This is a genomic window from Pseudomonas sp. LB1P83 (assembly GCF_054897885.1).
Window position 1 is genome coordinate 1,674,261 of the sequence record NZ_CM142709.1, and the last position, 21,420, is coordinate 1,695,680.

At 60.1% G+C, this 21,420-nt stretch carries 16 protein-coding genes; 10 read left to right on the forward strand and 6 right to left on the reverse strand.

The genetic code is table 11. From position 1 onward, the window contains the following. Positions 1-53 precede the first annotated feature (53 nt). From pabB to rloA, 4 genes are all read right to left on the reverse strand, one after another. Positions 54-1,391: an aminodeoxychorismate synthase component I gene (gene pabB / locus ACYZTY_RS07700; protein ID WP_461957953.1), complete on the reverse strand. Its 1,338-nt coding sequence runs from the start codon at positions 1,389-1,391 to the stop codon at positions 54-56. A gap of 238 nt (positions 1,392-1,629) precedes the next feature. Further along, positions 1,630-2,616, reverse strand: coding sequence for an alpha-L-glutamate ligase-like protein (locus tag ACYZTY_RS07705; RefSeq protein ID WP_461957954.1), 987 nt, complete (start codon positions 2,614-2,616; stop codon positions 1,630-1,632). Next, the gene (rloB, locus tag ACYZTY_RS07710; protein ID WP_461957955.1) at positions 2,616-4,151 is read right to left on the reverse strand and encodes an osmotic stress tolerance membrane protein RloB; all 1,536 of its coding nucleotides are present in this window, start codon (positions 4,149-4,151) and stop codon (positions 2,616-2,618) included. Before rloB ends, ACYZTY_RS07705 begins: the two co-directional genes overlap by 1 nt. Positions 4,152-4,156: 5 nt before the next feature. Further along, positions 4,157-4,693, reverse strand: a complete 537-nt coding sequence (gene rloA / locus ACYZTY_RS07715; RefSeq protein ID WP_461957956.1) for a retropepsin-like aspartic peptidase RloA — start codon at positions 4,691-4,693, stop codon at positions 4,157-4,159. A gap of 299 nt (positions 4,694-4,992) precedes the next feature. Between rloA and ACYZTY_RS07720 the strand changes: the two genes are divergently transcribed. The 6 genes from ACYZTY_RS07720 (at position 4,993) to prpD (ending at position 13,700) form a co-directional block, all read left to right on the forward strand. Continuing rightward, positions 4,993-5,715 (forward strand): GntR family transcriptional regulator, encoded by a 723-nt coding sequence (locus tag ACYZTY_RS07720; RefSeq protein ID WP_461957957.1) that lies wholly within the window; start codon positions 4,993-4,995, stop codon positions 5,713-5,715. Then, entirely contained in the window at positions 5,712-6,602 is an 891-nt protein-coding gene (prpB, locus tag ACYZTY_RS07725; protein ID WP_010456549.1) for a methylisocitrate lyase, read from the forward strand. The genes ACYZTY_RS07720 and prpB overlap by 4 nt, the downstream gene beginning before the upstream one ends. Before the next feature lie 244 nt (positions 6,603-6,846). Further along, complete coding sequence (gene prpC / locus ACYZTY_RS07730; protein WP_461957958.1) at positions 6,847-7,974, forward strand: bifunctional 2-methylcitrate synthase/citrate synthase; 1,128 nt, start codon at positions 6,847-6,849, stop codon at positions 7,972-7,974. A gap of 186 nt (positions 7,975-8,160) precedes the next feature. Then, the gene (acnD, locus tag ACYZTY_RS07735) at positions 8,161-10,755 is read left to right on the forward strand and encodes a Fe/S-dependent 2-methylisocitrate dehydratase AcnD (RefSeq protein WP_461957959.1); all 2,595 of its coding nucleotides are present in this window, start codon (positions 8,161-8,163) and stop codon (positions 10,753-10,755) included. A 56-nt stretch (positions 10,756-10,811) separates the two neighbouring features. After that, positions 10,812-12,002, forward strand: a complete 1,191-nt coding sequence (prpF, locus tag ACYZTY_RS07740; protein WP_461957960.1) for a 2-methylaconitate cis-trans isomerase PrpF — start codon at positions 10,812-10,814, stop codon at positions 12,000-12,002. A 213-nt stretch (positions 12,003-12,215) separates the two neighbouring features. After that, complete coding sequence (gene prpD / locus ACYZTY_RS07745; protein WP_461957961.1) at positions 12,216-13,700, forward strand: 2-methylcitrate dehydratase; 1,485 nt, start codon at positions 12,216-12,218, stop codon at positions 13,698-13,700. 103 nt (positions 13,701-13,803) lie between these two features. Here the strand turns inward: prpD and ACYZTY_RS07750 are convergent, their stop codons facing one another. Then, on the reverse strand, positions 13,804-14,691 hold the full coding sequence (locus ACYZTY_RS07750) for a DMT family transporter (protein WP_461959269.1): 888 nt from the start codon (positions 14,689-14,691) through the stop codon (positions 13,804-13,806). Between the two features lie 136 nt (positions 14,692-14,827). Between ACYZTY_RS07750 and ACYZTY_RS07755 the strand changes: the two genes are divergently transcribed. Further along, on the forward strand, positions 14,828-16,237 hold the full coding sequence (locus ACYZTY_RS07755; RefSeq protein WP_461957962.1) for an aminotransferase-like domain-containing protein: 1,410 nt from the start codon (positions 14,828-14,830) through the stop codon (positions 16,235-16,237). Between the two features lie 95 nt (positions 16,238-16,332). Here ACYZTY_RS07755 and ppsR read toward each other — a convergent pair whose 3' ends face one another. After that, positions 16,333-17,151: a posphoenolpyruvate synthetase regulatory kinase/phosphorylase PpsR gene (gene ppsR, locus ACYZTY_RS07760; RefSeq protein WP_090181892.1), complete on the reverse strand. Its 819-nt coding sequence runs from the start codon at positions 17,149-17,151 to the stop codon at positions 16,333-16,335. 174 nt (positions 17,152-17,325) lie between these two features. Here ppsR and ppsA point away from each other — a divergent pair, with 174 nt between their 5' ends. The 3 genes from ppsA (at position 17,326) to rraA (ending at position 21,402) form a co-directional block, all read left to right on the forward strand. Then, positions 17,326-19,701, forward strand: coding sequence for a phosphoenolpyruvate synthase (gene ppsA, locus ACYZTY_RS07765; protein ID WP_461957963.1), 2,376 nt, complete (start codon positions 17,326-17,328; stop codon positions 19,699-19,701). Positions 19,702-19,799: 98 nt separating this feature from the next. Further along, on the forward strand, positions 19,800-20,789 hold the full coding sequence (locus ACYZTY_RS07770; RefSeq protein WP_461957964.1) for an alpha/beta fold hydrolase: 990 nt from the start codon (positions 19,800-19,802) through the stop codon (positions 20,787-20,789). A 121-nt stretch (positions 20,790-20,910) separates the two neighbouring features. Further along, on the forward strand, positions 20,911-21,402 hold the full coding sequence (gene rraA / locus ACYZTY_RS07775; RefSeq protein WP_461957965.1) for a ribonuclease E activity regulator RraA: 492 nt from the start codon (positions 20,911-20,913) through the stop codon (positions 21,400-21,402). Positions 21,403-21,420 lie beyond the last annotated feature (18 nt).

The window sequence follows — 21,420 nt, forward strand, 5'->3', positions numbered from 1 at the left end:
CTCCTACAAGGGCTTACGCGGTCCTGTAGGAGCGAGGCTTGCCCGCGAAGCTTTTAAAGGTTTTGCAGGGTATCGAGGAGTACTTTCACCTTGGTAATCGACTCCTGATACTCCGCCTGCCACTCCGAGTCCGCGACAATCCCGCCACCGCCCCAGCAGCACACCTGCCCATCCTTGACCAGCAAACTGCGAATCGCGATGGAGCTGTCCATCTCGCCGCGCACGTCCAGGTACAGCAACGAACCGCAGTACAACCCGCGCCGGGTCGGCTCCAGCTCATCAATAATCTGCATGGCACGAATCTTCGGTGCACCGGTAATCGATCCGCCCGGAAAACTGCCGGCGATCAGGTCCAGCGCGTCCCGGTCATCCGCCAGCTCACCGGTCACGCTGCTCACCAGGTGATGCACATTCGGATAGCTTTCCAGACTGAACAACTCCGGTACCTGCACCGAACCGATGCGGCAGGTGCGGCCGAGGTCGTTGCGCAGCAGGTCGACGATCATCAGGTTTTCCGCGCGGTCCTTGGGGCTGGCCAGCAGTTCGGCGGCGTTTGCGGCGTCTTCGGCTGCGGTCAGGCCCCGCGGGCGGGTACCTTTGATCGGGCGGGTTTCCACATGGCGTTCGCTGACTTTGACGAATCGCTCAGGAGACAGGCTCAACACCGCGCCGCCGTCGGGCAGGCTCTGGAAACCGGAAAACGGTGTCGGGCACGCGGCCCGCAGCGCGATATACGCGGCCCACGGATCACCTTGGCATTCAGCCCGGAAGCGCTGGGCGAAGTTGACCTGATAGCAATCGCCGGCCTGGATGTAGTGCTGAATGCGTTCCAGGGCCTGGCGATATTCATCAGCGCTCAGGTCGGCTTTCATCGGCGCTTTCAGCTTGAACGGCTCGATCGGTTCAACTGCCGCCTGAATGAACAACTCGATCAGCCGTTGGCGCTCGCTGTCGATCAGTGTCGGGTGGAACACCAATTGACTGGTAGCCAGGTGGTGATCGCTGATCAGTGCCCAGTCGTACAGCCCGAAACGCGCATCCGGCAGTTGCAGGTCGTCCTGCGCCTGGTTCGGCAGATGCTCCAAATGGCGGCCGAAGTCATAACTCAGGTAACCGATCAGGCCACCGGCGAAGGGCAGTTCATAAGGAACGGCCGCTTCGCCGAGTCGCGTCAGATTGTCGCGAAGGCGTTGCAGGAAGTGCAGGCCGCTCTCGTCCGATAGCATCGCCAACTGCTCCTGCGGCCAGGCGCTGAGCAGGTCGTAACGCCCGCGATCAGCAGTTGGCCGGCCGCTGTCGAGCAGCACGGCGCCGGGGGCATGACGAATCGCCGCGAAGTATTCGGCGGGGTTGGCGCGATAGGGCAGCGGATGTACGGAACAGGTCAACATGGGCGGGGCAGATCAGCCATCGAGGCGGGGGGGCGATTGTAGTCCTCTGCAGGATTTGCTCCTAGAGGGGATGTCGGGGATTGGTAGATTGGGGGCTGGGTTGAGTGCTCTGGTAACTGGTAGTCAGTCTTCGCGGGCAAGCCTCGCTCCTACAGGTTTGTGTCGTTCACATTATCGGCGAACGACACAAACCTGTAGGAGCGAGGCTTGCCCGCGAAGGCCGCGACTAGGTTCAGGATCAACCTTCGACGGCAGGAATATGCCCAAACATCTCCTGAACAAACTCCACTCGCTCGCGCACCGTCTCGGCGATCCCGCGTGCTTTCAATTCTTCCAGTCGCGCTTCAACTGCATGCGTGCGCAGCGTCAGCCCGCAGTCATTGGCAATCTGAATGTTCAACCCGGGCCGGGCGTTAAGCTCAAGAATCAACGGGCCCTTTTCCTGGTCCAGCACCATGTCGACACCGATGTAACCCAGCCCGCACAGCTCATAACAGCCGGCAGCGAGATTCATGAAACCGTCCCAGTAGGGCAGTTGCACGCCGTCCACGGCGTTGGTGGTGTCCGGGTGTTTGGTGATGATGTTGTTCAGCCAGGTACCGCGCAGGGTTTCCCCGGTCGCGAGGTCGACGCCGACGCCGATGGCGCCCTGGTGCAGGTTGGCCTTGCCGCCGGACTGGCGGGTCGGCAATCTCAGCATGGCCATCACCGGGTAGCCCATCAGCACGATGATGCGGATGTCCGGCACGCCTTCGTAGCTGATGCTTTTGAAGATCTGGTCCGGGATCACCCGGTATTCGATCAGTGCGCGGTCGCGGTGACCGCCCAGGGAGTACAGGCCGGTGAGGATGCTCGAGATATGGTGCTCGAGTTCCTCATGGCCGATGATCTTGCCGGACACCGTGCGATAGCGGCCCTCGAAACGGTCGGCGACCACAATGATGCCGTCGCCGCCCGCGCCCTGGGCCGGTTTGATCACGAAGTCGTTGCGCTCACCGATGATCTTGTCGAGGTTATCGATTTCCTTCTCGGTGGAGATCACGCCGTACAGCTCCGGCACGTGAATGCCGGCCTTGATCGCACGCTCCTTGGTGATGATCTTGTCATCGACGATCGGGTACAGACTGCGCTTGTTGTACTTCAGCACGTAGTCCGCGTTACGCCGATTGATCCCCATGATGCCCCGGGCTTCCAGGGCCTTCCAGGTCTTCCAGAAGCCGAACATCAGGCGTCAGCCTTCTTCAGGAAAGCCTTGAAGCGCACCAGTTCGGTCAGGCGGTAACCGCGATAGCGACCCATCGCCAGCATGAAGCCCACCAGGATCAGCAGAATCGCCGGGAAGGTGAACACGAAGTACACCAGCTCCGGAACGCTCATGATCAGGTGCGCCAGGGAGGCAGCGAACAGCGTACCGATCGCCACTTTCATGGCATGCCCGGAACCGCGTTCTTCCCAGGTAATCGACAGGCGTTCGATGGTCATGGTCAGAATCACCATCGGGAACAGCGCCACCGACAACCCGCGTTCCAGCCCGAGTTTATGGCTGAACAGGCTGATCGCCGCGATCAGCACCACCACAAAGGTCAGCACCACCGACAGCCTCGGCAGCATCTGCAACTTCAAGTGTTCAAGGTAGGAGCGCAGCGAAAGCCCCAGCGCAGTGATGACTGTAAACAGCACGATGCCGAAGCCGAGCTGGGTTTCGCGGAAGGCGAGGGCGATCAGCACCGGGGTAAAGGTGCCGAGGGTCTGCAAGCCGATCAGGTTGCGCAGGATCAGGATCACCAGCACACCGATCGGGATCATCACCATGATCATGAAGGTCTGCTGGGTTTGCAGCGGCAAACCGTACAGCGAGTATTCGAGGAAGTTGGCGTCGGTGTTTTCGTCGGTCAGCTTGGCGAGGCGAATGGCGTTCATTTCGCTGTTGTTCAGGCTGAACGTCACGTTGGCTTTCTTGCCGCCATCGACGGTGATCAGGTTTTCGTCGCCGGTCCACCACAGCAGGCGGTCGGTCGGCAGGCCTTGCTCACCGGTTTCCGGGTTGAAGTACAGCCAGTCGGTGCCGTTGAAACTGCGCAACCAGAGTTCCGGGGTTTGCGGCTGGTCGGCCACCAAGCGGATGGTGTGGACCTTTTCCACCGGTACGTGGGCGATGGACAGTACCAGCTCGACGATTTTCGCTTTGTGTCCGGGGGACGGATCGCCGCCCAGCAACAGCTTCACGTTGTCGTCGTTGAGATTGTTGACACGCTTGATGGCTTCGCCGATGAAGGTTTCGACGTCGGCCGAGTGTTGGCGGATTGGCGCGAGCAGGGCTTCGGCGGCGACTTTTTCTGCGCCTTCGACGGCGATGCTGTCGCGGAAGGTCGGGCCCTTGACCTTGGATTTTTCGCCGGTGTAGCGCTTGGTCAGCACCAGGCGGTAATAAAGGGTCTGATTGCCCTTGGCCCGGCGCGCCGACCAGGTGACTTTGCGATTGCCGTCGACACGGTTCACGGCCACGCCGTAGTTATTGGAAATGAAACTCTCGTTGAGGCTCACGTAATCGCGGCTCAGCGGCGGCACGAACATCTGGATCTTGACCGGGTCTTTGGCACTGGCGACGAACTCGACCTTGGCGTCGATGTTCCACAGGTCGTCGGTGGCGTCTTCGGTCACGGGAATGCCGAGCACGAAAATCTGATAGGCCGTAACTGAAATGCCCAGGACCACCAGGATGGCGATCAGCATTTTCAGATGGAGGGTAAGAGCGCGCATTGGAATTACTCTGCGGTATGTGCGTCGGTGGCGCAGGCGGGTTTGCCAGCAGCGTATTTAAGACTGGGGTCGACCAGCGCGTCGAAGCGTTTCAGCGCTTCGGAGCCGATCAAGAGCGGATATTGGAAAGCACTTCGGTCAGTCAAGTTCACTTCGATGCTGCGTAAAGCCGAACCCATGCAGATATCCAGCTCAATCACCGGACGGGCGGTGTATTTTTTGCCTTCATCCGGGTCGTAGTCGCCAGCACGACGCTTGATCTTGCTGACGCGGGCCAGTGGCCGTTCGATGGGGTGCGAATGCGCGGTGTCGATGGCCAGATAGAAGCGCACCCAGGACTCGCCATTGCGTTTGAAGCGCTTGATATCGCGGGCACTCAAGGACGCTGTTTTCGCCCCGGTGTCGAGTTTGGCGGCGACTTCCAGGTCGATGCCGTCCAGGGAAGCGTACTCGTTGAGGCCATACACGGTCTTTTCCCCCGCCGCGGCAAAACCGGGCAGGCAAAGAAGGCAAAGGAATGTGGGGAAGGGCTTGAGTCTCATAAATCCTGGTGCGCAGCGGTCCGTACTTCGATTCTAGGCCCTGGCATCGCTGCGCAAGCTCCCTCGTATGCCTATCAACTATTTATGACAAGCAGTGCAGATGTCACAAACAAATGCGGCCGGCATTCTAGCACGGTGGGTTTATGGCGCCAGCGCTGGCAGGGGGCTATAAACAGAGGGACCGCTTCGTTGTGGTGCAGTCGGTTATTAGACGATTGTCGACACTCTCTATTTATTCTTTGACTGTTGCGCCTGTTTTCGCTAGTTTTTGCCGCATTGGCTTTCAAGGTGTCGACAATATGCTGGATCAACTTGATCCCCCGGTGGTTGCGCAAGACGATTCGGAGACGCTGTCCGAAAACGTCTTCCGCCGCATTCAGGCGGCCATCGTCAAAGGCGAGATCGCCCCAGGCAGCAAGATCTCCGAGCCGGAACTGGCCCGCACCTATGGCATCAGCCGCGGACCGCTGCGCGAGGCGATCCATCGTCTGGAAGGCCAGCGCCTGCTGGTTCGTGTACCGCACGTCGGGGCGCGGGTGGTTTCGCTCAGCCATGCCGAGCTGCTGGAGCTCTACGAGATTCGCGAATCCCTCGAAGGCATGGCCTGCCGTCTGGCGGCCGAGCGCATGACCCTCGAAGAAATCGATGAACTGCGCCGGGTTCTCGAAACCCACGAGCGCGATGAGGCGTTTCAGGCAGGCAAAGGCTATTACCAGCAGGAAGGCGATTTCGACTTCCACTACCGGATCATCCAGGGCAGCGGCAACCGCACCCTGACGCAAATGCTGTGCGGCGAGCTGTATCAGCTGGTGCGCATGTACCGCATCCAGTTTTCCACCACGCCCAATCGCCCGCACCAGGCCTTTGCCGAGCACCACCGAATTCTCGACGCCATCGCCGACCGTGACGGTGAGCTAGCCGAGTTGTTGATGCGCCGCCACATCGGCGCCTCCAAACGCAATATCGCCCGTCATTACCAGGACGGCGCTAACCAGACAGCCACTGAACGAGGTGAGTCATGAGTTCCAACAAGAGCACTCCAGGCCAGCGTTTCCGCGATGCGGTCGCCAGCGAACATCCGCTGCAAGTGGTCGGCGCGATCAACGCCAACCACGCGCTGCTGGCCAAGCGCGCCGGTTTCAAGGCTATTTACCTGTCGGGTGGCGGGGTGGCTGCCGGCTCCCTCGGCGTGCCGGACCTGGGCATCACCGGCCTGGATGACGTGCTGACCGACGTTCGTCGCATTACCGACGTGTGCGACCTGCCGCTGCTGGTGGACGTGGACACCGGTTTCGGCTCCTCGGCGTTCAACGTCGCGCGCACCGTCAAGTCGATGATCAAGTTCGGCGCGGCGGCGATTCATATCGAAGACCAGGTTGGCGCCAAGCGCTGCGGTCACCGTCCTAATAAAGAGATCGTGTCGCTGCAGGAAATGGTCGACCGGATCAAGGCTGCCGTCGATGCACGCACCGATGACAGCTTCGTGATCATGGCTCGTACCGACGCCCTAGCGGTGGAAGGCCTGGAATCCGCCCTGGATCGCGCCGCGGCGTGCATCGAGGCGGGCGCCGACATGATCTTCCCGGAAGCCATCACCGAACTGGACATGTACAAGCTGTTCGCCAACCGCGTGAAAGCGCCGATCCTGGCCAATATCACCGAATTCGGCGCGACGCCGCTGTACACCACCGAGCAACTCGCCGCTGCCGACGTGTCGCTGGTGCTATACCCATTGTCCGCGTTCCGCGCGATGAACAAGGCGGCGGAAAACGTCTACACCGCGATCCGCCGCGACGGTACGCAACAGAACGTGATCGACACCATGCAAACCCGCATGGAGCTTTACGATCGCATCGACTACCACACCTTCGAGCAGAAGCTCGATGCGTTGTTTGCGGCGAAGAAGTAACGACAAGCAACTTTGCAAATGAACACGTTTTTGTAGCAGCTGCCGAGCCCGCGAGGCTGCGTTCGAGGCCGAAGGACTCGCCAGTCAGGCGACGCGATTTTCCAGGTGTAACGCGTCGTCAGGTTTTACGACTGCTGCGCAGCCGGACGCTGCCTCACGGTGCTCGACATCTGCTACAGAGTGCGATGCAAATTTTAAAGAAATTGCAGATTCCCTAACAAATTCAAGAAAACTGGAGACAGCAATGGCCGAAGCAAAAGTACTCAGTGGCGCCGGGCTCCGTGGCCAGGTTGCCGGGCAAACCGCTCTGTCCACCGTGGGCCAGTCGGGCGCCGGTCTGACCTATCGCGGCTACGACGTTCGCGAACTGGCAGCTGACGCGCAATTCGAAGAAGTGGCTTACTTGCTGCTTTACGGCGAACTGCCGACCAAGTCGCAACTCGCCGCTTACGTGAGCAAACTGAGCAAGCTGCGCGACCTGCCGCAAGCGCTGAAAGAAGTGCTGGAACGCATCCCCGCCGACGCCCACCCGATGGACGTGATGCGCACCGGTTGCTCGTTCCTGGGCAACATCGAACCGGAGAAAGACTTCTCCGAACAACACGACGTAACCGACCGCCTGCTGGCCGCGTTCCCGGCGATCATGTGCTACTGGTATCGCTTCAGCCACGACGGCAAACGCATCAGCTGCGTGAGTGACGAGCAATCCATCGGCGGCCACTTCCTGCACCTGCTGCACGACAAGAAGCCGAGCGAGTTGCACGTCAAAGTGATGAACGTTTCGCTGATCCTCTACGCGGAACACGAGTTCAACGCCTCGACCTTCACCGCACGGGTATGCGCCTCGACCCTGTCGGACATGTATTCCTGCGTCACGGCGGCCATCGGCTCGCTGCGCGGTCCGCTGCACGGCGGCGCCAACGAAGCGGCGATGGAAATGATCGAGCGCTTCAGCTCGCCGGAAGAGGCGATCAAAGGCACCCTCGGCATGCTCGAGCGCAAGGACAAGATCATGGGCTTCGGCCACGCGATCTATAAGGACAACGATCCGCGCAACGAAGTGATCAAGGGCTGGTCGAAAAAACTCGCTGAAGAAGTGGGCGACACCGTGTTGTTCCCGGTCTCCGAAGCCATCGACAAGACCATGTGGGAGCAGAAAAAACTGTTTCCGAACGCCGACTTCTACCATGCGTCGACGTACCACTTCATGGGCATTCCGACCAAGTTGTTCACACCGATCTTCGTCTGCTCGCGCCTGACCGGCTGGGCGGCCCACGTGTTCGAACAACGTGCCAACAACCGCATCATCCGCCCGAGCGCCGAGTACACCGGCGTCGAACAGCGCAAGTTCGTGCCAATCGAACAACGCTGAATGGTGAGGACCGGCACTGAAACCGCGAACCCTGTAGGAGCGAAGCTTGCTCGCGAAGACGGACTGACATTCAACATCAATGTCGACGGGTAGACCGCTTTCGCGAGCAAGCTTCGCTCCTACAGGATCGGATTCAGTTCTGTGCCAGGCCCCACCTTTTGTAACCACCGTGACCGAGTCCTGACGATGAACACTGAATTCCGCAAACCGCTGCCCGGCAGCCATCTGGATTACTTCGACGTCCGCGCGGCTGTCGAAGCCATCCAGCCTGGCGCCTACGACACTCTGCCGTACACCTCCCGCGTGCTGGCGGAAAACCTGGTGCGTCGCTGCGACCCGGCCACGCTTACCGAATCCCTGAAGCAATTCATCGAGCGCAAACGCGACCTCGACTTCCCATGGTTCCCGGCTCGTGTGGTGTGCCACGACATCCTCGGCCAGACCGCTCTGGTCGACCTCGCCGGCCTGCGTGACGCCATCGCCCTGCAAGGTGGCGATCCGGCGCAAGTGAACCCGGTGGTGCCGACGCAATTGATCGTCGACCACTCCCTGGCCGTCGAGCGCGGTGGCTTCGATCCGGAGGCGTTCGAGAAGAACCGCGCCATCGAAGACCGTCGCAACGAAGACCGTTTCCACTTCATCAACTGGACCAAAAAGGCCTTCAAGAACGTTGATGTGATCCCGCCTGGCAACGGGATCATGCACCAGATCAACCTGGAGAAAATGTCTCCGGTGATTCAGGTGCGCGATGGCGTGGCGTTCCCCGACACTTGCGTCGGCACCGACAGCCACACTCCTCATGTCGATGCACTGGGCGTGATCGCCATCGGTGTCGGCGGCCTGGAAGCTGAAAGCGTGATGCTCGGCCGCGCGTCTTGGATGCGTCTGCCGGAAAGCGTCGGCGTTGAACTGACCGGCAAGCTGCAACCGGGCATCACCGCCACCGACATGGTGCTGGCGCTGACCGAGTTCCTGCGCAAGCAAAAAGTCGTCGGCGCGTGGCTGGAATTCTTCGGCGAAGGCGCCTCGGCGCTGACCCTCGGCGACCGCGCAACCATCTCCAACATGGCTCCGGAATACGGCGCCACGGCAGCGATGTTCTACATCGATCAGCAAACCATCGACTACCTTAAACTCACTGGCCGCGAGGACGAGCAAGTGCAGTTGGTCGAGAACTACGCCAAGACCACAGGTCTGTGGGCTGACAGCTTGAAGAACGCGCAATACGAGCGTGGGTTGAGCTTCAACCTGTCCTCGGTGGTGCGCAACATGGCCGGTCCGAGTAACCCGCACGCCCGTGTCGCCACCTCGGACCTCGCCGCCCAAGGTATCTCCGGTCAGTGGACCGAAGTGCCCGGCCAGATGCCGGACGGCGCGGTGATCATCGCCGCCATCACCAGTTGCACCAACACCAGCAACCCGCGCAACGTCATCGCCGCCGGCCTGCTGGCGCGCAATGCCAACAAGCTCGGGCTGACCCGCAAACCGTGGGTGAAATCTTCCCTGGCGCCGGGTTCGAAAACTGTCGCGCTGTACCTCGACGAAGCCGGCCTGACCAGCGAGCTGGAGCAACTCGGTTTCGGCATCGTCGCTTTCGCTTGCACCACCTGCAACGGCATGTCCGGCGCGCTGGACCCGGTGATCCAGCAAGAGATCATCGACCGCGATTTGTACGCGACCGCCGTGCTCTCCGGTAACCGCAACTTCGACGGCCGGATTCACCCGTACGCCAAGAATGCGTTCCTGGCTTCGCCGCCGCTGGTAGTCGCCTACGCCATCGCCGGGACCATCCGTTTCGACATCGAAAAAGATGTGCTGGGCGTGGTTGATGGCAAGGAAATCCGCCTGAAAGACATCTGGCCGAGCGACGAAGAAATCGACGCAGTGGTCAAGGCATCGGTCAAACCTGAGCAGTTCCGTCAGGTCTACATCCCGATGTTCGCCATCCACGAAGACACCGGCCCGCAAGTGACGCCGCTGTACGACTGGCGCGAGATGAGCACCTACATCCGCCGTCCGCCGTACTGGGAAGGCGCGTTGGCTGGCGCTCGTCCGCTCAAGGGCATGCGCCCGCTGGCGGTGCTGCCGGACAACATCACCACCGATCACCTGTCGCCGTCGAACGCGATCATGCTCGACAGCGCCGCTGGCGAGTACCTGGCGAAAATGGGCTTGCCGGAAGAGGACTTCAACTCTTACGCCACCCACCGCGGTGACCACCTGACCGCGCAGCGCGCGACTTTCGCCAATCCGAAACTGTTCAACGAAATGGTTCAGGAAAACGGCAAGGTCAAGCAGGGCTCGCTGGCTCGTGTCGAGCCGGAAGGCCAGGTCATGCGCATGTGGGAAGCCATCGAAACCTACATGGAACGCAAGCAGCCGCTGATCATCATCGCCGGCGCCGACTACGGTCAGGGTTCGTCCCGCGACTGGGCGGCCAAGGGCGTGCGTCTGGCGGGTGTGGAAGCGATTGCGGCCGAAGGTTTCGAGCGCATTCACCGCACCAACCTGGTGGGCATGGGCGTGTTGCCGCTGGAGTTCAAACCGGGCACCGACCGTCACACCCTGGCCATCGACGGCAGCGAAACCTACGACGTGATCGGTGAGCGTACGCCGCGCGCCGAACTGACGCTGGTGATCAATCGCAAGAATGGCGAACGCGTCGAAGTGCCGGTGACCTGCCGCCTCGACACCGCCGAAGAAGTGTCGATCTACGAGGCCGGTGGCGTGTTGCAGCGCTTCGCTCAGGACTTCCTTGAAGAGTCGGCAGTCGCTGTCTAAAACACGATGTGCGGGCAGGGGATTCCATGTCCCTTGCCCGCTTTGAAGGAGCACCAATGGCTCACGTACCTCAGATCAAAATCCCCGCCACCTATATGCGCGGCGGCACCAGCAAAGGCGTGTTTTTCAGCCTGAAAGACCTGCCCGAAGCGGCGCAGATTCCTGGTCCGGCTCGCGATGCATTATTGCTGCGCGTGATCGGCAGCCCCGACCCGTACGACAAGCAAATCGACGGCATGGGCGGCGCGACCTCCAGCACCAGCAAAACCGTGATCCTGTCGAAAAGCATCAAGGCGGATCACGACGTCGATTACCTGTTCGGTCAGGTCTCCATCGACAAGCCTTTCGTCGACTGGAGCGGCAACTGCGGCAACCTGTCGGCCGCCGTCGGTTCGTTTGCCATCAGCAACGGTCTGGTCGATGCCAGCCGCATTCCACACAACGGCGTGGCCGTGGTGCGCGTGTGGCAGGCCAACATCGGCAAGACCATCATCGCCCACGTGCCGATCACCAACGGTGACGTGCAGGAAACCGGTGATTTCGAACTCGACGGCGTGACCTTTCCCGCCGCCGAAGTGCAGGTCGAATTCATGGATCCGGCAGCGGAAGAAGAGGGCGGCGGCGGTTCGATGTTCCCCACCGGCAATCTGGTGGATGACCTCGAAGTGCCCGGTGTCGGCACCTTCAAGGCGACCATGATCAATGCCGGCATCCCGACGATTTTCGTCAATGCTGAAGACATCGGCTACACCGGCACCGAGTTGCAGGGCGCGATCAATGGCGACCCGAAAGCGTTGCTGATGTTCGAGACCATTCGTGCTTATGGCGCGTTGCGCATGGGCTTGATCAAGGACCTGGACGAAGCGGCCAAGCGTCAGCACACGCCAAAGGTTGCCTTCGTGGCCAAGCCTGCGGACTACGTTGCTTCGAGTGGCAAAGCGATTGCGGGGGGTGATATCGATCTGTTGGTGCGGGCGCTGTCCATGGGTAAATTGCACCACGCGATGATGGGCACGGCGGCCGTGGCGATTGGTACGGCGGCGGCGATTTCCGGCACGCTGGTGAATCTTGCGGCGGGTGGTATTGAGCGCAATGCTGTGCGCTTTGGGCATCCGTCCGGCACGTTGCGCGTGGGTGCCGAAGCGAGCCAGGTGAACGGCGAGTGGACCGTCAAGAAAGCCATCATGAGCCGCAGCGCGCGGGTGTTGATGGAAGGCTTCGTACGCGTGCCGGGTGATTCCTTCTGACCCGAATCCTGACATAAACGCAAAACCCCTGTAGGAGTGAGCCTGCTCGCGAAGCGGTGTCCCAGCCAACATAGATATTGAATGTTATGGCCTCATCGCGAGCAGGCTCGCTCCTACAGTTGATTGCATTCCAAAATAAGAAAGCTGTAACCCGCTGAGATTGCCCCCTGAACCGAGGTCCCATCAACGAACCACTTCAAGAGTGAATCGAACATGAGCACCAACGTCGACCAGAACAACCGCCCCGACTACGACACCGTCCTGCAGGACATCGCCGATTACGTCCTCCACTTCAAAATCGAATCCCAAGAAGCGCTGAACACCGCTCGCAACTGCCTGATCGACACCCTCGGTTGCGGTCTGCTGGCCCTGCGCTTTCCCGAATGCACCAAACACCTCGGCCCGATCGTCGAAGGCACCGTCGTCCCGTTTGGCGCCCGGGTCCCCGGCACCCGTTTGCGGCTCGACCCCGTCAAAGCGGCGTGGGACATCGGCTGCATCGTGCGATGGCTCGATTACAACGACACCTGGCTCGCCGCTGAATGGGGCCATCCGTCCGATAACCTCGGCGGCATTCTCGCGGTGGCCGACCACCTTTCGCAAAAACGCCTGGCCAATGGCGATGCTCCGCTGACTATTCGTGCGGTGCTCGAAGCCATGATCATGGCCCACGAGATTCAAGGCGTGATCGCACTGGAAAACTCCTTCAACCGTGTAGGGCTCGATCACGTCATCCTGGTGAAAGTCGCCTCGACCGCCGTCACCGCCAAACTCATGGGCGCCAATCGCGAGCAACTGCTGTCGGCGTTATCCCACGCTTTTGCCGACGGCCAGGCGCTGCGCACGTATCGGCATGCGCCGAATGCCGGGTCGCGCAAGTCCTGGGCGGCGGGCGATGCGTCCAGCCGGGGCGTACGGCTGGCAGACATTGCGATGCGCGGCGAGATGGGCATTCCCGGTGTGCTGACCGCCAGGCAATGGGGTTTCTACGACGTGTTGTTCAGCCACACCAACAACGATCTGGCGCTCAAGCCTGAAGGCAAACGCGCGTTCAGCTTCTCCCGCGAGTACGGGACCTACGTGATGGAAAACGTGTTGTTCAAGATCAGTTTTCCCGCTGAATTCCACGCTCAAACCGCTTGCGAAGCGGCAGTGACCCTGCACCCACACGTTAGAAATCGTCTGCATGAAATCGACAAAATCGTCATCACCACCCACGAATCGGCAATCCGCATCATTTCCAAGGTCGGCCCGTTGGCCAATGCTGCCGACCGCGATCACTGCATTCAGTACATGACCGCCGTGCCGCTGGCCTTCGGCAATCTGGTCGCCGAGCAATACGAAGATGACTTCCATGCCGCGCATCCGATCATCGACGTGCTGCGCGAGAAAATGGTCATCGTTGAAGACCCACGCTTCACTCGCGAATATCTGGAAGCCGATAAGCGTTCCATTGCCAACGCGATTCAGGTGTTTTTCAAAGACGGCTCCAGCACGGAGAATGTGTTGGTGGAATATCCAATCGGCCATCGTCGACGCCGTGCCGACGGTATTCCGCTGCTGGAGGACAAATTCAAGGCCAACCTGGCCACGCGATTTACCGGTCAGCGCTGCGCCGAGATTTTTGCGTTATGCAAGGATCAGGCTGCGCTTGAGGCGACGCCAGTCAACCGCTTCGTCGACCTGTTCGTGATCTGAAGCCGATCCGAGTAGGAGCCAGGCTTGCCGGCGAAGGCGTACTTGAGGGCGCCTTCGCCGGCAAGTCGGATCGCCGCACCGCTGTCTCCTACAGGGGATGTGTTCAGGTCTTGAGCCATTTCTCGACTGGTAATTTGGTGATGGCAAAACCCGTCAGCAAAATCGCCGAGTACATCATCACTTCTCGGGACAAGGCTTGCCCCTCGTACCAAGCACCAATAACCACCGCAAACACCGGAAAAATAATAAAAACGAACGACAAAATGATCGGGCTCAGTCGTTTCAGTAGCAAAAAGTAAACGATAAACCCGCCCACCGACGCCACCAGGCCCAGATAGAGCAGGGCGCCCCACGATCGCGCCGTGATGTCATCGAACACCGGAGCTTCAAAGCGCAATCCCGCCACAAACAGCATCAAGCCAGCCAGGCCGATGGGCAGCGTGTTGTACGTAATCACGCTGATCGCACTGCCTTGCTGCTTGGTGACCACGTAACACAGCGCATGCATCACCGCCGCGGTCAGAATCGCCAGCACCCCGAAGAACTCGGCGTGGTCCAGGTGCAGGCCCTGACTGCGGATAATCATGAACAGACTGCCGAACCCGATGGCGATGCCGATCACTTGCGAGGGATAGAACTTCTCCCGCAGCAACACCGCCGAAAAGATCAGGATGAACACCGGCATGCAGCTGAACAGCAGCGCGGTCAGTCCGGAGGACACGTGCATCTCGCCGTAGTTGAGCAAGTAATACGGCAGGCTGAAATACGACAGCGTGACGAACACGAAAAACCAGCGACTTTGCCGTGGAAACAGCAGCGGCTCGCGACGCAGCAGGGCGAAGCTCAAAAACAGCGGAAAGGCGATCAGAAAGCGCAGGCCGGCGGCGGTCAGCGGCGGTACGCTTTCGACGGCAATCTTGATGCCCAGCCACGTGGTGCCCCAACTCAGGCAAACGATCAGGAACAGCGCGCTGGTGACCAATCCGGCCAACCAGGGTTTTCGAGTACTTGAAGTGGCGCTGAGGGCCATGGACATGAGCGTGCTCCTTCGTCGTCGGAATTGACCCGGTTACCAAATAGGTCTATCCCTGATTGAACCTGTTTTAAGCACGCTATTCGGGATGGAAATGACTGTCAAAGTAAGTATTGCCACGGTGTCAATCCTGCGCGAGGGCTTGGCTCAAGGGCGCGGTGTGAAGTACAAGCGCCTGGCCGAGGCCCTCGAAAAAAGCATCGGTGAAGGCTTGATCGAGCCCGGCAGCAAACTGCCGCCCCATCGTTTGCTGGCGGACAGCCTGGGCGTGACCATCGGCACCATCAGTCGGGCATATGGCGAGCTGGAGCGGGTAGGGTTGGTCGTGGCTCGTGTAGGAGATGGCACTTATGTGCGTCAGCGCGGGATGGAGCGGCCGCGGGATTCTGGGTTTCGCAATGTCAGCGACGAGCCACAGCCTTACTTCGATATGAGTCGGAATCAGCCGATTCCGGGGCAGGAAGCTGTCTTTCTGAGTCAGAGTCTGCAGGCCTTGGCCAGCGATCCGCGTACCTTGCAGATGATCAGCGGTTATACCGCCGATGGCGGACTACCCCGTCACCGAGCGGCAGGTGCCCACTGGCTGCGGCATCAGGCATTTGTGCCGAGCGCCGAGCAGGTCATTTGCGTCAACGGTGGCCAGCACGGTTTGTTGTGCGTATTGATGGCGCTGCTCAAGCCCGGCGATACCGTGGTGACCGAGCATTTGACCTACCCAGGGTTGATCAGCGCCGCACGCATGCTCGGCATAAAGCTGATCGGTGTCGGGATGGATGACGAAGGATTGCGGCCGGATGCGCTGTCGGACATTTGCCAGAATCATCGGGTATCCGCGGTTTACTGCACGCCGACAATCCAGAACCCTACGGCGGCGGTGATGTCGGTCCCACGGCGCGAGGCGATTGCCGAAGTCTGTCGCCAGCACAATCTGCTGATCATCGAGGACGAAGCCCACGCCGTGCTGGCGCAGCAGCGCCCATTGCCCTTGAGTCACTTTGCCCCGGAGCGCTCGGTGCTGATCGGCAGTTTGAGCAAGGCGGTTTCGGCCGGTTTGCGGGTTGGCTACTTGCACGCGCCGCTGCCGTTGATCGGGCGACTGAGTGCGGCGCTGCGCGGGACGTGCTGGATGGCCAGTCCGCTGTCGATGGAGCTGGCGACTGCATGGATCGAAAACGGGATAGCCGAGCGGTTGCTGGAGCAGCAGATTGTCGAAATCAGCCGCCGCAAGCGGTTGGTCAGTGCAGTGTTAGAAGACGTCAGTTACAAGACTCATCCCCATAGCCCACACTTCTGGATCGAAGTGCCCGAGCCGTGGCGGGCTTCGCAGATTGCGGCGGAGCTCAAGCAGAACAATTATCTGGTGGCGACCGCTGAGGCGTTTGCAGTCGGGCATGCAGCGGTGCCGCAGTTTGTTCGGGCGAGTGTGTGCAATTCGGCGGGGGATGATCGGTTGTTGCTTCAAGGGTTTGAAGCATTGGCGGGGGCGTTGAGGGAGACCGTGTAATCGTTCTTCGCGGGCAAGCCTCGCTCCTACAAGACAGCGCGAAACCTGTAGGAGCGAGGCTTGCCCGCGAAGGCGTCCTCGCAGGCGATACAAATCTATTTGAACCGCCGCTCAACCCCTTTCTCCACCAGAATCTTCGCCGAAATCTCTTCCACGGAAAAATGCGTGGAATTGATGTTCGGGATGTTCTCGCGGCGGAACAGGTTCTCCACCTCGCGCACTTCGAATTCACACTGGGCGTAGCTCGAATAGCGGCTGTTGGGCTTGCGTTCGTTGCGGATGGCGGTGAGGCGGTCCGGGTCGATGGTCAGGCCGAACAGTTTGTGCTGGTGGGCACGCAGGGCGGCAGGCAGTTGCAGGCGTTCCATGTCGTCTTCGGTCAACGGGTAGTTGGCCGCGCGGATGCCGAATTGCATGGCCATGTACAGGCACGTCGGTGTCTTGCCGCAACGCGACACGCCCACCAGGATCAGGTCGGCCTTGTCGTAATAATGCGTGCGTGCACCGTCATCGTTGTCGAGGGCGAAGTTCACCGCCTCGATACGCTCCATGTAATTGGAGTTGGTGCCAATGGAGTGGGACTTGCCGACGGTGTAGGAAGAATGCTCGGTCAGTTCCTGTTCAAGCGGCGCCAGGAAGGTCGAGAAAATGTCGATCATGAAACCATTGGACGTTGCGAGGATCTCACGGATGTCCTGATTGACGATGGTGTCAAAGATAATCGGCCGGAAGCCGTCGGTTTCGGCGGCTTTGTTGATTTGTTGTACCATGGCCCGCGCTTTATCCACGTTGTCGATGTACGGACGCGTGAATTTGCTGAAGGTAATGTTTTCGAACTGCGCCAGGAGGCTTTGGCCGAGGGTTTCGGCTGTAATGCCGGTGCCGTCGGAAATAAAGAAAGCAGATCGTTTCATTTGCACCTTGGGCCTTAAGCTAGTGACGAATCTTGGATATGATAGGCGCGATTTGCCGGCCGCCAGTGGCCCGCATTCTCACTTATTTTCCAGGTCCAGGCCATACAGCCGGCCAACGCTCCCCCGAGCCGCCGGCTTCTGAGCTTTTCCAACACAGTTAGTGGAGAGATCACCTTGGTAGAGTACGTAGTTTCCCTCGATAAGCTCGGCGTCCATGATGTAGAGCACGTAGGGGGCAAGAACGCATCCCTGGGCGAGATGATCAGTAACCTTGCAGGTGCCGGTGTATCGGTGCCCGGTGGCTTCGCCACGACAGCTCAGGCTTATCGTGATTTTCTGGAACTGAGCGGCCTGAACGATCAGATCCATGCCGCCCTCGACGCCCTGGACGTCGACGATGTCAATGCCCTGGCCAAGACCGGCGCCCAGATCCGTCAATGGATCATGGAAGCCGAATTCCCCGAGAAGCTCAACGCCGAGATCCGCACCGCGTTCGCCACGCTGTCGGCCGGCAACCCTGACATGGCCGTGGCCGTGCGCTCTTCCGCTACCGCCGAAGACCTGCCGGACGCTTCCTTCGCCGGTCAGCAGGAAACTTTCCTGAACATCCGTGGTGTCGAAAACGTCATTCGCGCCGCCAAAGAGGTGTTCGCCTCCCTTTTCAACGACCGCGCGATTTCCTACCGCGTCCACCAGGGCTTCGACCACAAGCTGGTGGCTCTGTCGGCTGGCGTGCAGCGCATGGTCCGCTCCGAAACCGGCACTGCCGGCGTGATGTTCACCCTCGATACCGAATCGGGTTTCCGTGACGTGGTGTTCATCACCGGCGCCTACGGCCTGGGTGAAACCGTCGTACAAGGCGCGGTGAACCCGGATGAGTTCTACGTCCACAAGGGCACGCTGGCAGCCGGTCGTCCGGCCATCCTGCGCCGCAACCTGGGCAGCAAAGCCATCAAGATGATCTACGGCGAAGTGGCCACGGCCGGTAAATCGGTCAAGACCATCGACGTGGACAAGGCTGATCGCGCACGGTTCTGCCTGAGCGACGCCGAAGTCAGCGAACTGGCCAAGCAAGCGATGATCATCGAGAAGCACTACAAGTGCCCGATGGACATCGAATGGGCCAAAGACGGCGACGACGGCAAGCTCTACATCGTTCAGGCTCGTCCTGAAACCGTGAAGAGCCGTACCTCGGCCAACGTCATGGAACGCTACCTGTTGAAAGAAACCGGCACCGTGCTGGTTGAAGGTCGCGCCATCGGCCAGCGCATCGGCGCCGGCAAGGTCCGCATCATCAAGGACGTGTCCGAGATGGACAAGGTCCAGCCAGGCGACGTTCTGGTCTCCGACATGACCGACCCGGACTGGGAGCCGGTCATGAAGCGCGCCAGCGCCATCGTCACCAACCGTGGCGGTCGTACCTGCCACGCCGCGATCATCGCTCGCGAGCTGGGCATCCCGGCCGTGGTCGGTTGCGGCAACGCCACCCAGCTGTTGAAAGACGGCCAGGGCGTGACTGTGTCCTGCGCTGAAGGCGACACCGGTTACATCTTCGAAGGCGAACTGGGCTTCGACATCAAGAAAAACTCCGTGGACGCCATGCCTGATCTGCCGTTCAAGATCATGATGAACGTCGGCAACCCGGACCGCGCCTTCGACTTCGCGCAACTGCCGAACGCCGGTGTGGGCCTGGCCCGTCTGGAATTCATCATCAACCGCATGATCGGTGTTCACCCCAAAGCGCTGTTGAACTACGACGGTCTGCCGCAGGAAATCAAGGACAGCGTCGACAAGCGCATCGCCGGCTACGACGATCCGGTTGGCTTCTATGTCGAAAAACTGGTCGAAGGCATCAGCACCCTGGCCGCTGCGTTCACCCCGAAAAAGGTCATCGTGCGTCTGTCGGACTTCAAGTCCAACGAATACGCGAACCTGATCGGCGGCAAACTCTACGAGCCGGAAGAAGAAAACCCGATGCTGGGCTTCCGTGGCGCCTCGCGTTACATCAGCGAAGCGTTCCGTGACTGCTTCGAGCTCGAGTGCCGTGCCATCAAGCGCGTGCGCAATGAGATGGGCCTGACCAACGTCGAAATCATGGTGCCGTTCGTCCGTACCTTGGGCGAAGCGAGCCAGGTGATCGATCTGTTGGCCGAAAATGGCCTGGCCCGCGGCGAGAACGGTCTGCGCATCATCATGATGTGCGAACTGCCGTCCAACGCGATCCTGGCTGAAGAATTCCTCGAATTCTTCGACGGTTTCTCCATCGGCTCCAACGACCTGACTCAGCTGACGCTGGGTTTGGACCGTGACTCCGGGATCATCGCTCACCTGTTCGACGAGCGTAATCCGGCGGTCAAGAAGCTGCTGGCGAACGCCATTGCCGCGTGTAACAAGGCCGGCAAGTACATCGGCATTTGCGGTCAGGGCCCTTCGGACCACCCTGATCTGGCCAAATGGCTGATGGAGCAGGGCATCGAAAGCGTTTCGCTGAACCCCGATTCCGTACTGGAAACCTGGTTCTTCCTGGCTGAAGGTCAAGCGCCGGCTTGATGGTGTGAGTGAAGCCCCGGCCGGCTTAGTGGCTGGGGCTTTAAGATTCAAGTAGGGCGGGCTCCTCTGGATGCCGCCCTTTTTTGTGCAAGAGCATTATGCAAAGCAGCAGCAACCTATTTCCTGTCGCCCTGATCAGCGCCGAGCGGCGCGGCGATCTGAGCGAAGATGTCTATCGTTTGAAACCCGGCAACAGTCCTGATGGCACTGTGGAGTTGGCTGTGACCCGTTTGGGCATGGCGGACGTGCCCGCGCACGGTGGCGTGCCGGTAATTCTGTTGCACGGCAGTTTTTCCAATCGCCGGTTCTGGTTCTCGCCGAAAGGGCTTGGGCTGGGCGCCTACCTGACGCGTCTGGGATTCGATGTATGGATTCCTGAAATGCGTGGTCACGGCCTGTCCCAGCGCAACCAGAATTACCGCAAGAACCGCGTCAGCGACTACGCCCGTTACGATCTGCCGGCCATTGGCGCCTTTGTGCGCGAGCAGAGCGGCCAGGTCCCGCACTGGATCGGTCATTCGCTGGGCGGCATCACGCTGGCGGCGGCGCTGGGTGGCGAATACATCGGCGAGCCTGTCGTCGCGTCTGCGGCATTCTTCGGCACGCAGGTCAGTCGCACGTACTGGCCGTTGAAGATTCCACCGGTGGAGTGGGGCGGGCGCTTCATTCTCAAGCGTTTCGCCCAGCTGTCCGGTTCACGACTCAAGCGCGGCCCGGAGGACGAGCCGATTGGCCTGGCCCTGGAAAGCATGCGCTGGTACGGCCTGTTCGGGCGCTTCGGCGATGCGGACAAGGACTGGTGGGCGGGATTGGCCGAGGTTCAATTGCCTGTGCTGGCGGTGAGCGCCGCCGGCGATCACCAGGATCCGGCGTGGGCGTGCCGCAAGCTGTTCGATCAAGTGGGTTCCGAGCACAAGCAATTCATCAACCTTGGCCGCGAGCAGGGCTTTGGCGATAATTTCGGTCACGTGGAAATGCTCGTCAGCAAAGCCGCTCAAGCCGAAGTCTGGCCGTTGGTGGCGCGCTGGCTGGCCGATCAGCAAACGCCTTTGCTGGGACAAAAGCCGGATTTGTCTGCGGCAGTCTGAGCCTGATGCTCTGACAAGGGCATTTCGCTCTGTTCGGCTTGCGGCTAAGATATGACGCATTGAGCTGTTCCGGTCACTTTGCGACATCCTCGATTGTCTTCCTCTTTACAGGAGTTTCTCGATGAACCATTACCTTACGCCTGACCTGTGCGACACCTACCCGGAGCTGGTGCAGGTGCTGGAACCGATGTTCAACAATTTCGGTGGCCGTGACTCATTCGGCGGCGAAATCGTGACGATCAAGTGCTTTGAAGACAACTCGCGTGTCAAAGAGCAGGTCGAACTCAAAGGTAATGGCAAGGTGCTGGTGGTCGACGGTGGCGGTTCTCTGCGTCATGCATTGCTGGGTGACATGCTGGCCGAGAAAGCCGCAAATAACGGTTGGGAAGGGCTGGTGATCTACGGTTGCATCCGTGACGTCGATATCATCGCGCAGACCGACCTGGGCGTTCAGGCCCTCGCCAGTCACCCGAGAAAATCCGACAGGCGCGGGCTCGGCGATCTCAACGTCCCTGTGACCTTTGCTGGCGTGACTTTCCATCCAGGCCACTACATTTACGCGGACAACAACGGCGTGATCATCTCGCCAAGCCCGCTGAAGATGCCTGAATAAAGCCGCCGTACCAATCAA

Bases quoted from the DNA above. Each gene is read 5' to 3' on its own strand.
- pabB (WP_461957953.1), bottom strand. From the start codon at position 1,391: ATGTTGACCTGTTCCGTACATCCGCTGCCCTATCGCGCCAACCCCGCC.
- ACYZTY_RS07705 (WP_461957954.1), bottom strand. From the start codon at position 2,616: ATGTTCGGCTTCTGGAAGACCTGGAAGGCCCTGGAAGCCCGGGGCATC.
- rloB (WP_461957955.1), bottom strand. From the start codon at position 4,151: ATGCGCGCTCTTACCCTCCATCTGAAAATGCTGATCGCCATCCTGGTG.
- rloA (WP_461957956.1), bottom strand. From the start codon at position 4,693: ATGAGACTCAAGCCCTTCCCCACATTCCTTTGCCTTCTTTGCCTGCCC.
- ACYZTY_RS07720 (WP_461957957.1), top strand. From the start codon at position 4,993: ATGCTGGATCAACTTGATCCCCCGGTGGTTGCGCAAGACGATTCGGAG.
- prpB (WP_010456549.1), top strand. From the start codon at position 5,712: ATGAGTTCCAACAAGAGCACTCCAGGCCAGCGTTTCCGCGATGCGGTC.
- prpC (WP_461957958.1), top strand. From the start codon at position 6,847: ATGGCCGAAGCAAAAGTACTCAGTGGCGCCGGGCTCCGTGGCCAGGTT.
- acnD (WP_461957959.1), top strand. From the start codon at position 8,161: ATGAACACTGAATTCCGCAAACCGCTGCCCGGCAGCCATCTGGATTAC.
- prpF (WP_461957960.1), top strand. From the start codon at position 10,812: ATGGCTCACGTACCTCAGATCAAAATCCCCGCCACCTATATGCGCGGC.
- prpD (WP_461957961.1), top strand. From the start codon at position 12,216: ATGAGCACCAACGTCGACCAGAACAACCGCCCCGACTACGACACCGTC.
- ACYZTY_RS07755 (WP_461957962.1), top strand. From the start codon at position 14,828: ATGACTGTCAAAGTAAGTATTGCCACGGTGTCAATCCTGCGCGAGGGC.
- ppsR (WP_090181892.1), bottom strand. From the start codon at position 17,151: ATGAAACGATCTGCTTTCTTTATTTCCGACGGCACCGGCATTACAGCC.
- ACYZTY_RS07770 (WP_461957964.1), top strand. From the start codon at position 19,800: ATGCAAAGCAGCAGCAACCTATTTCCTGTCGCCCTGATCAGCGCCGAG.
- rraA (WP_461957965.1), top strand. From the start codon at position 20,911: ATGAACCATTACCTTACGCCTGACCTGTGCGACACCTACCCGGAGCTG.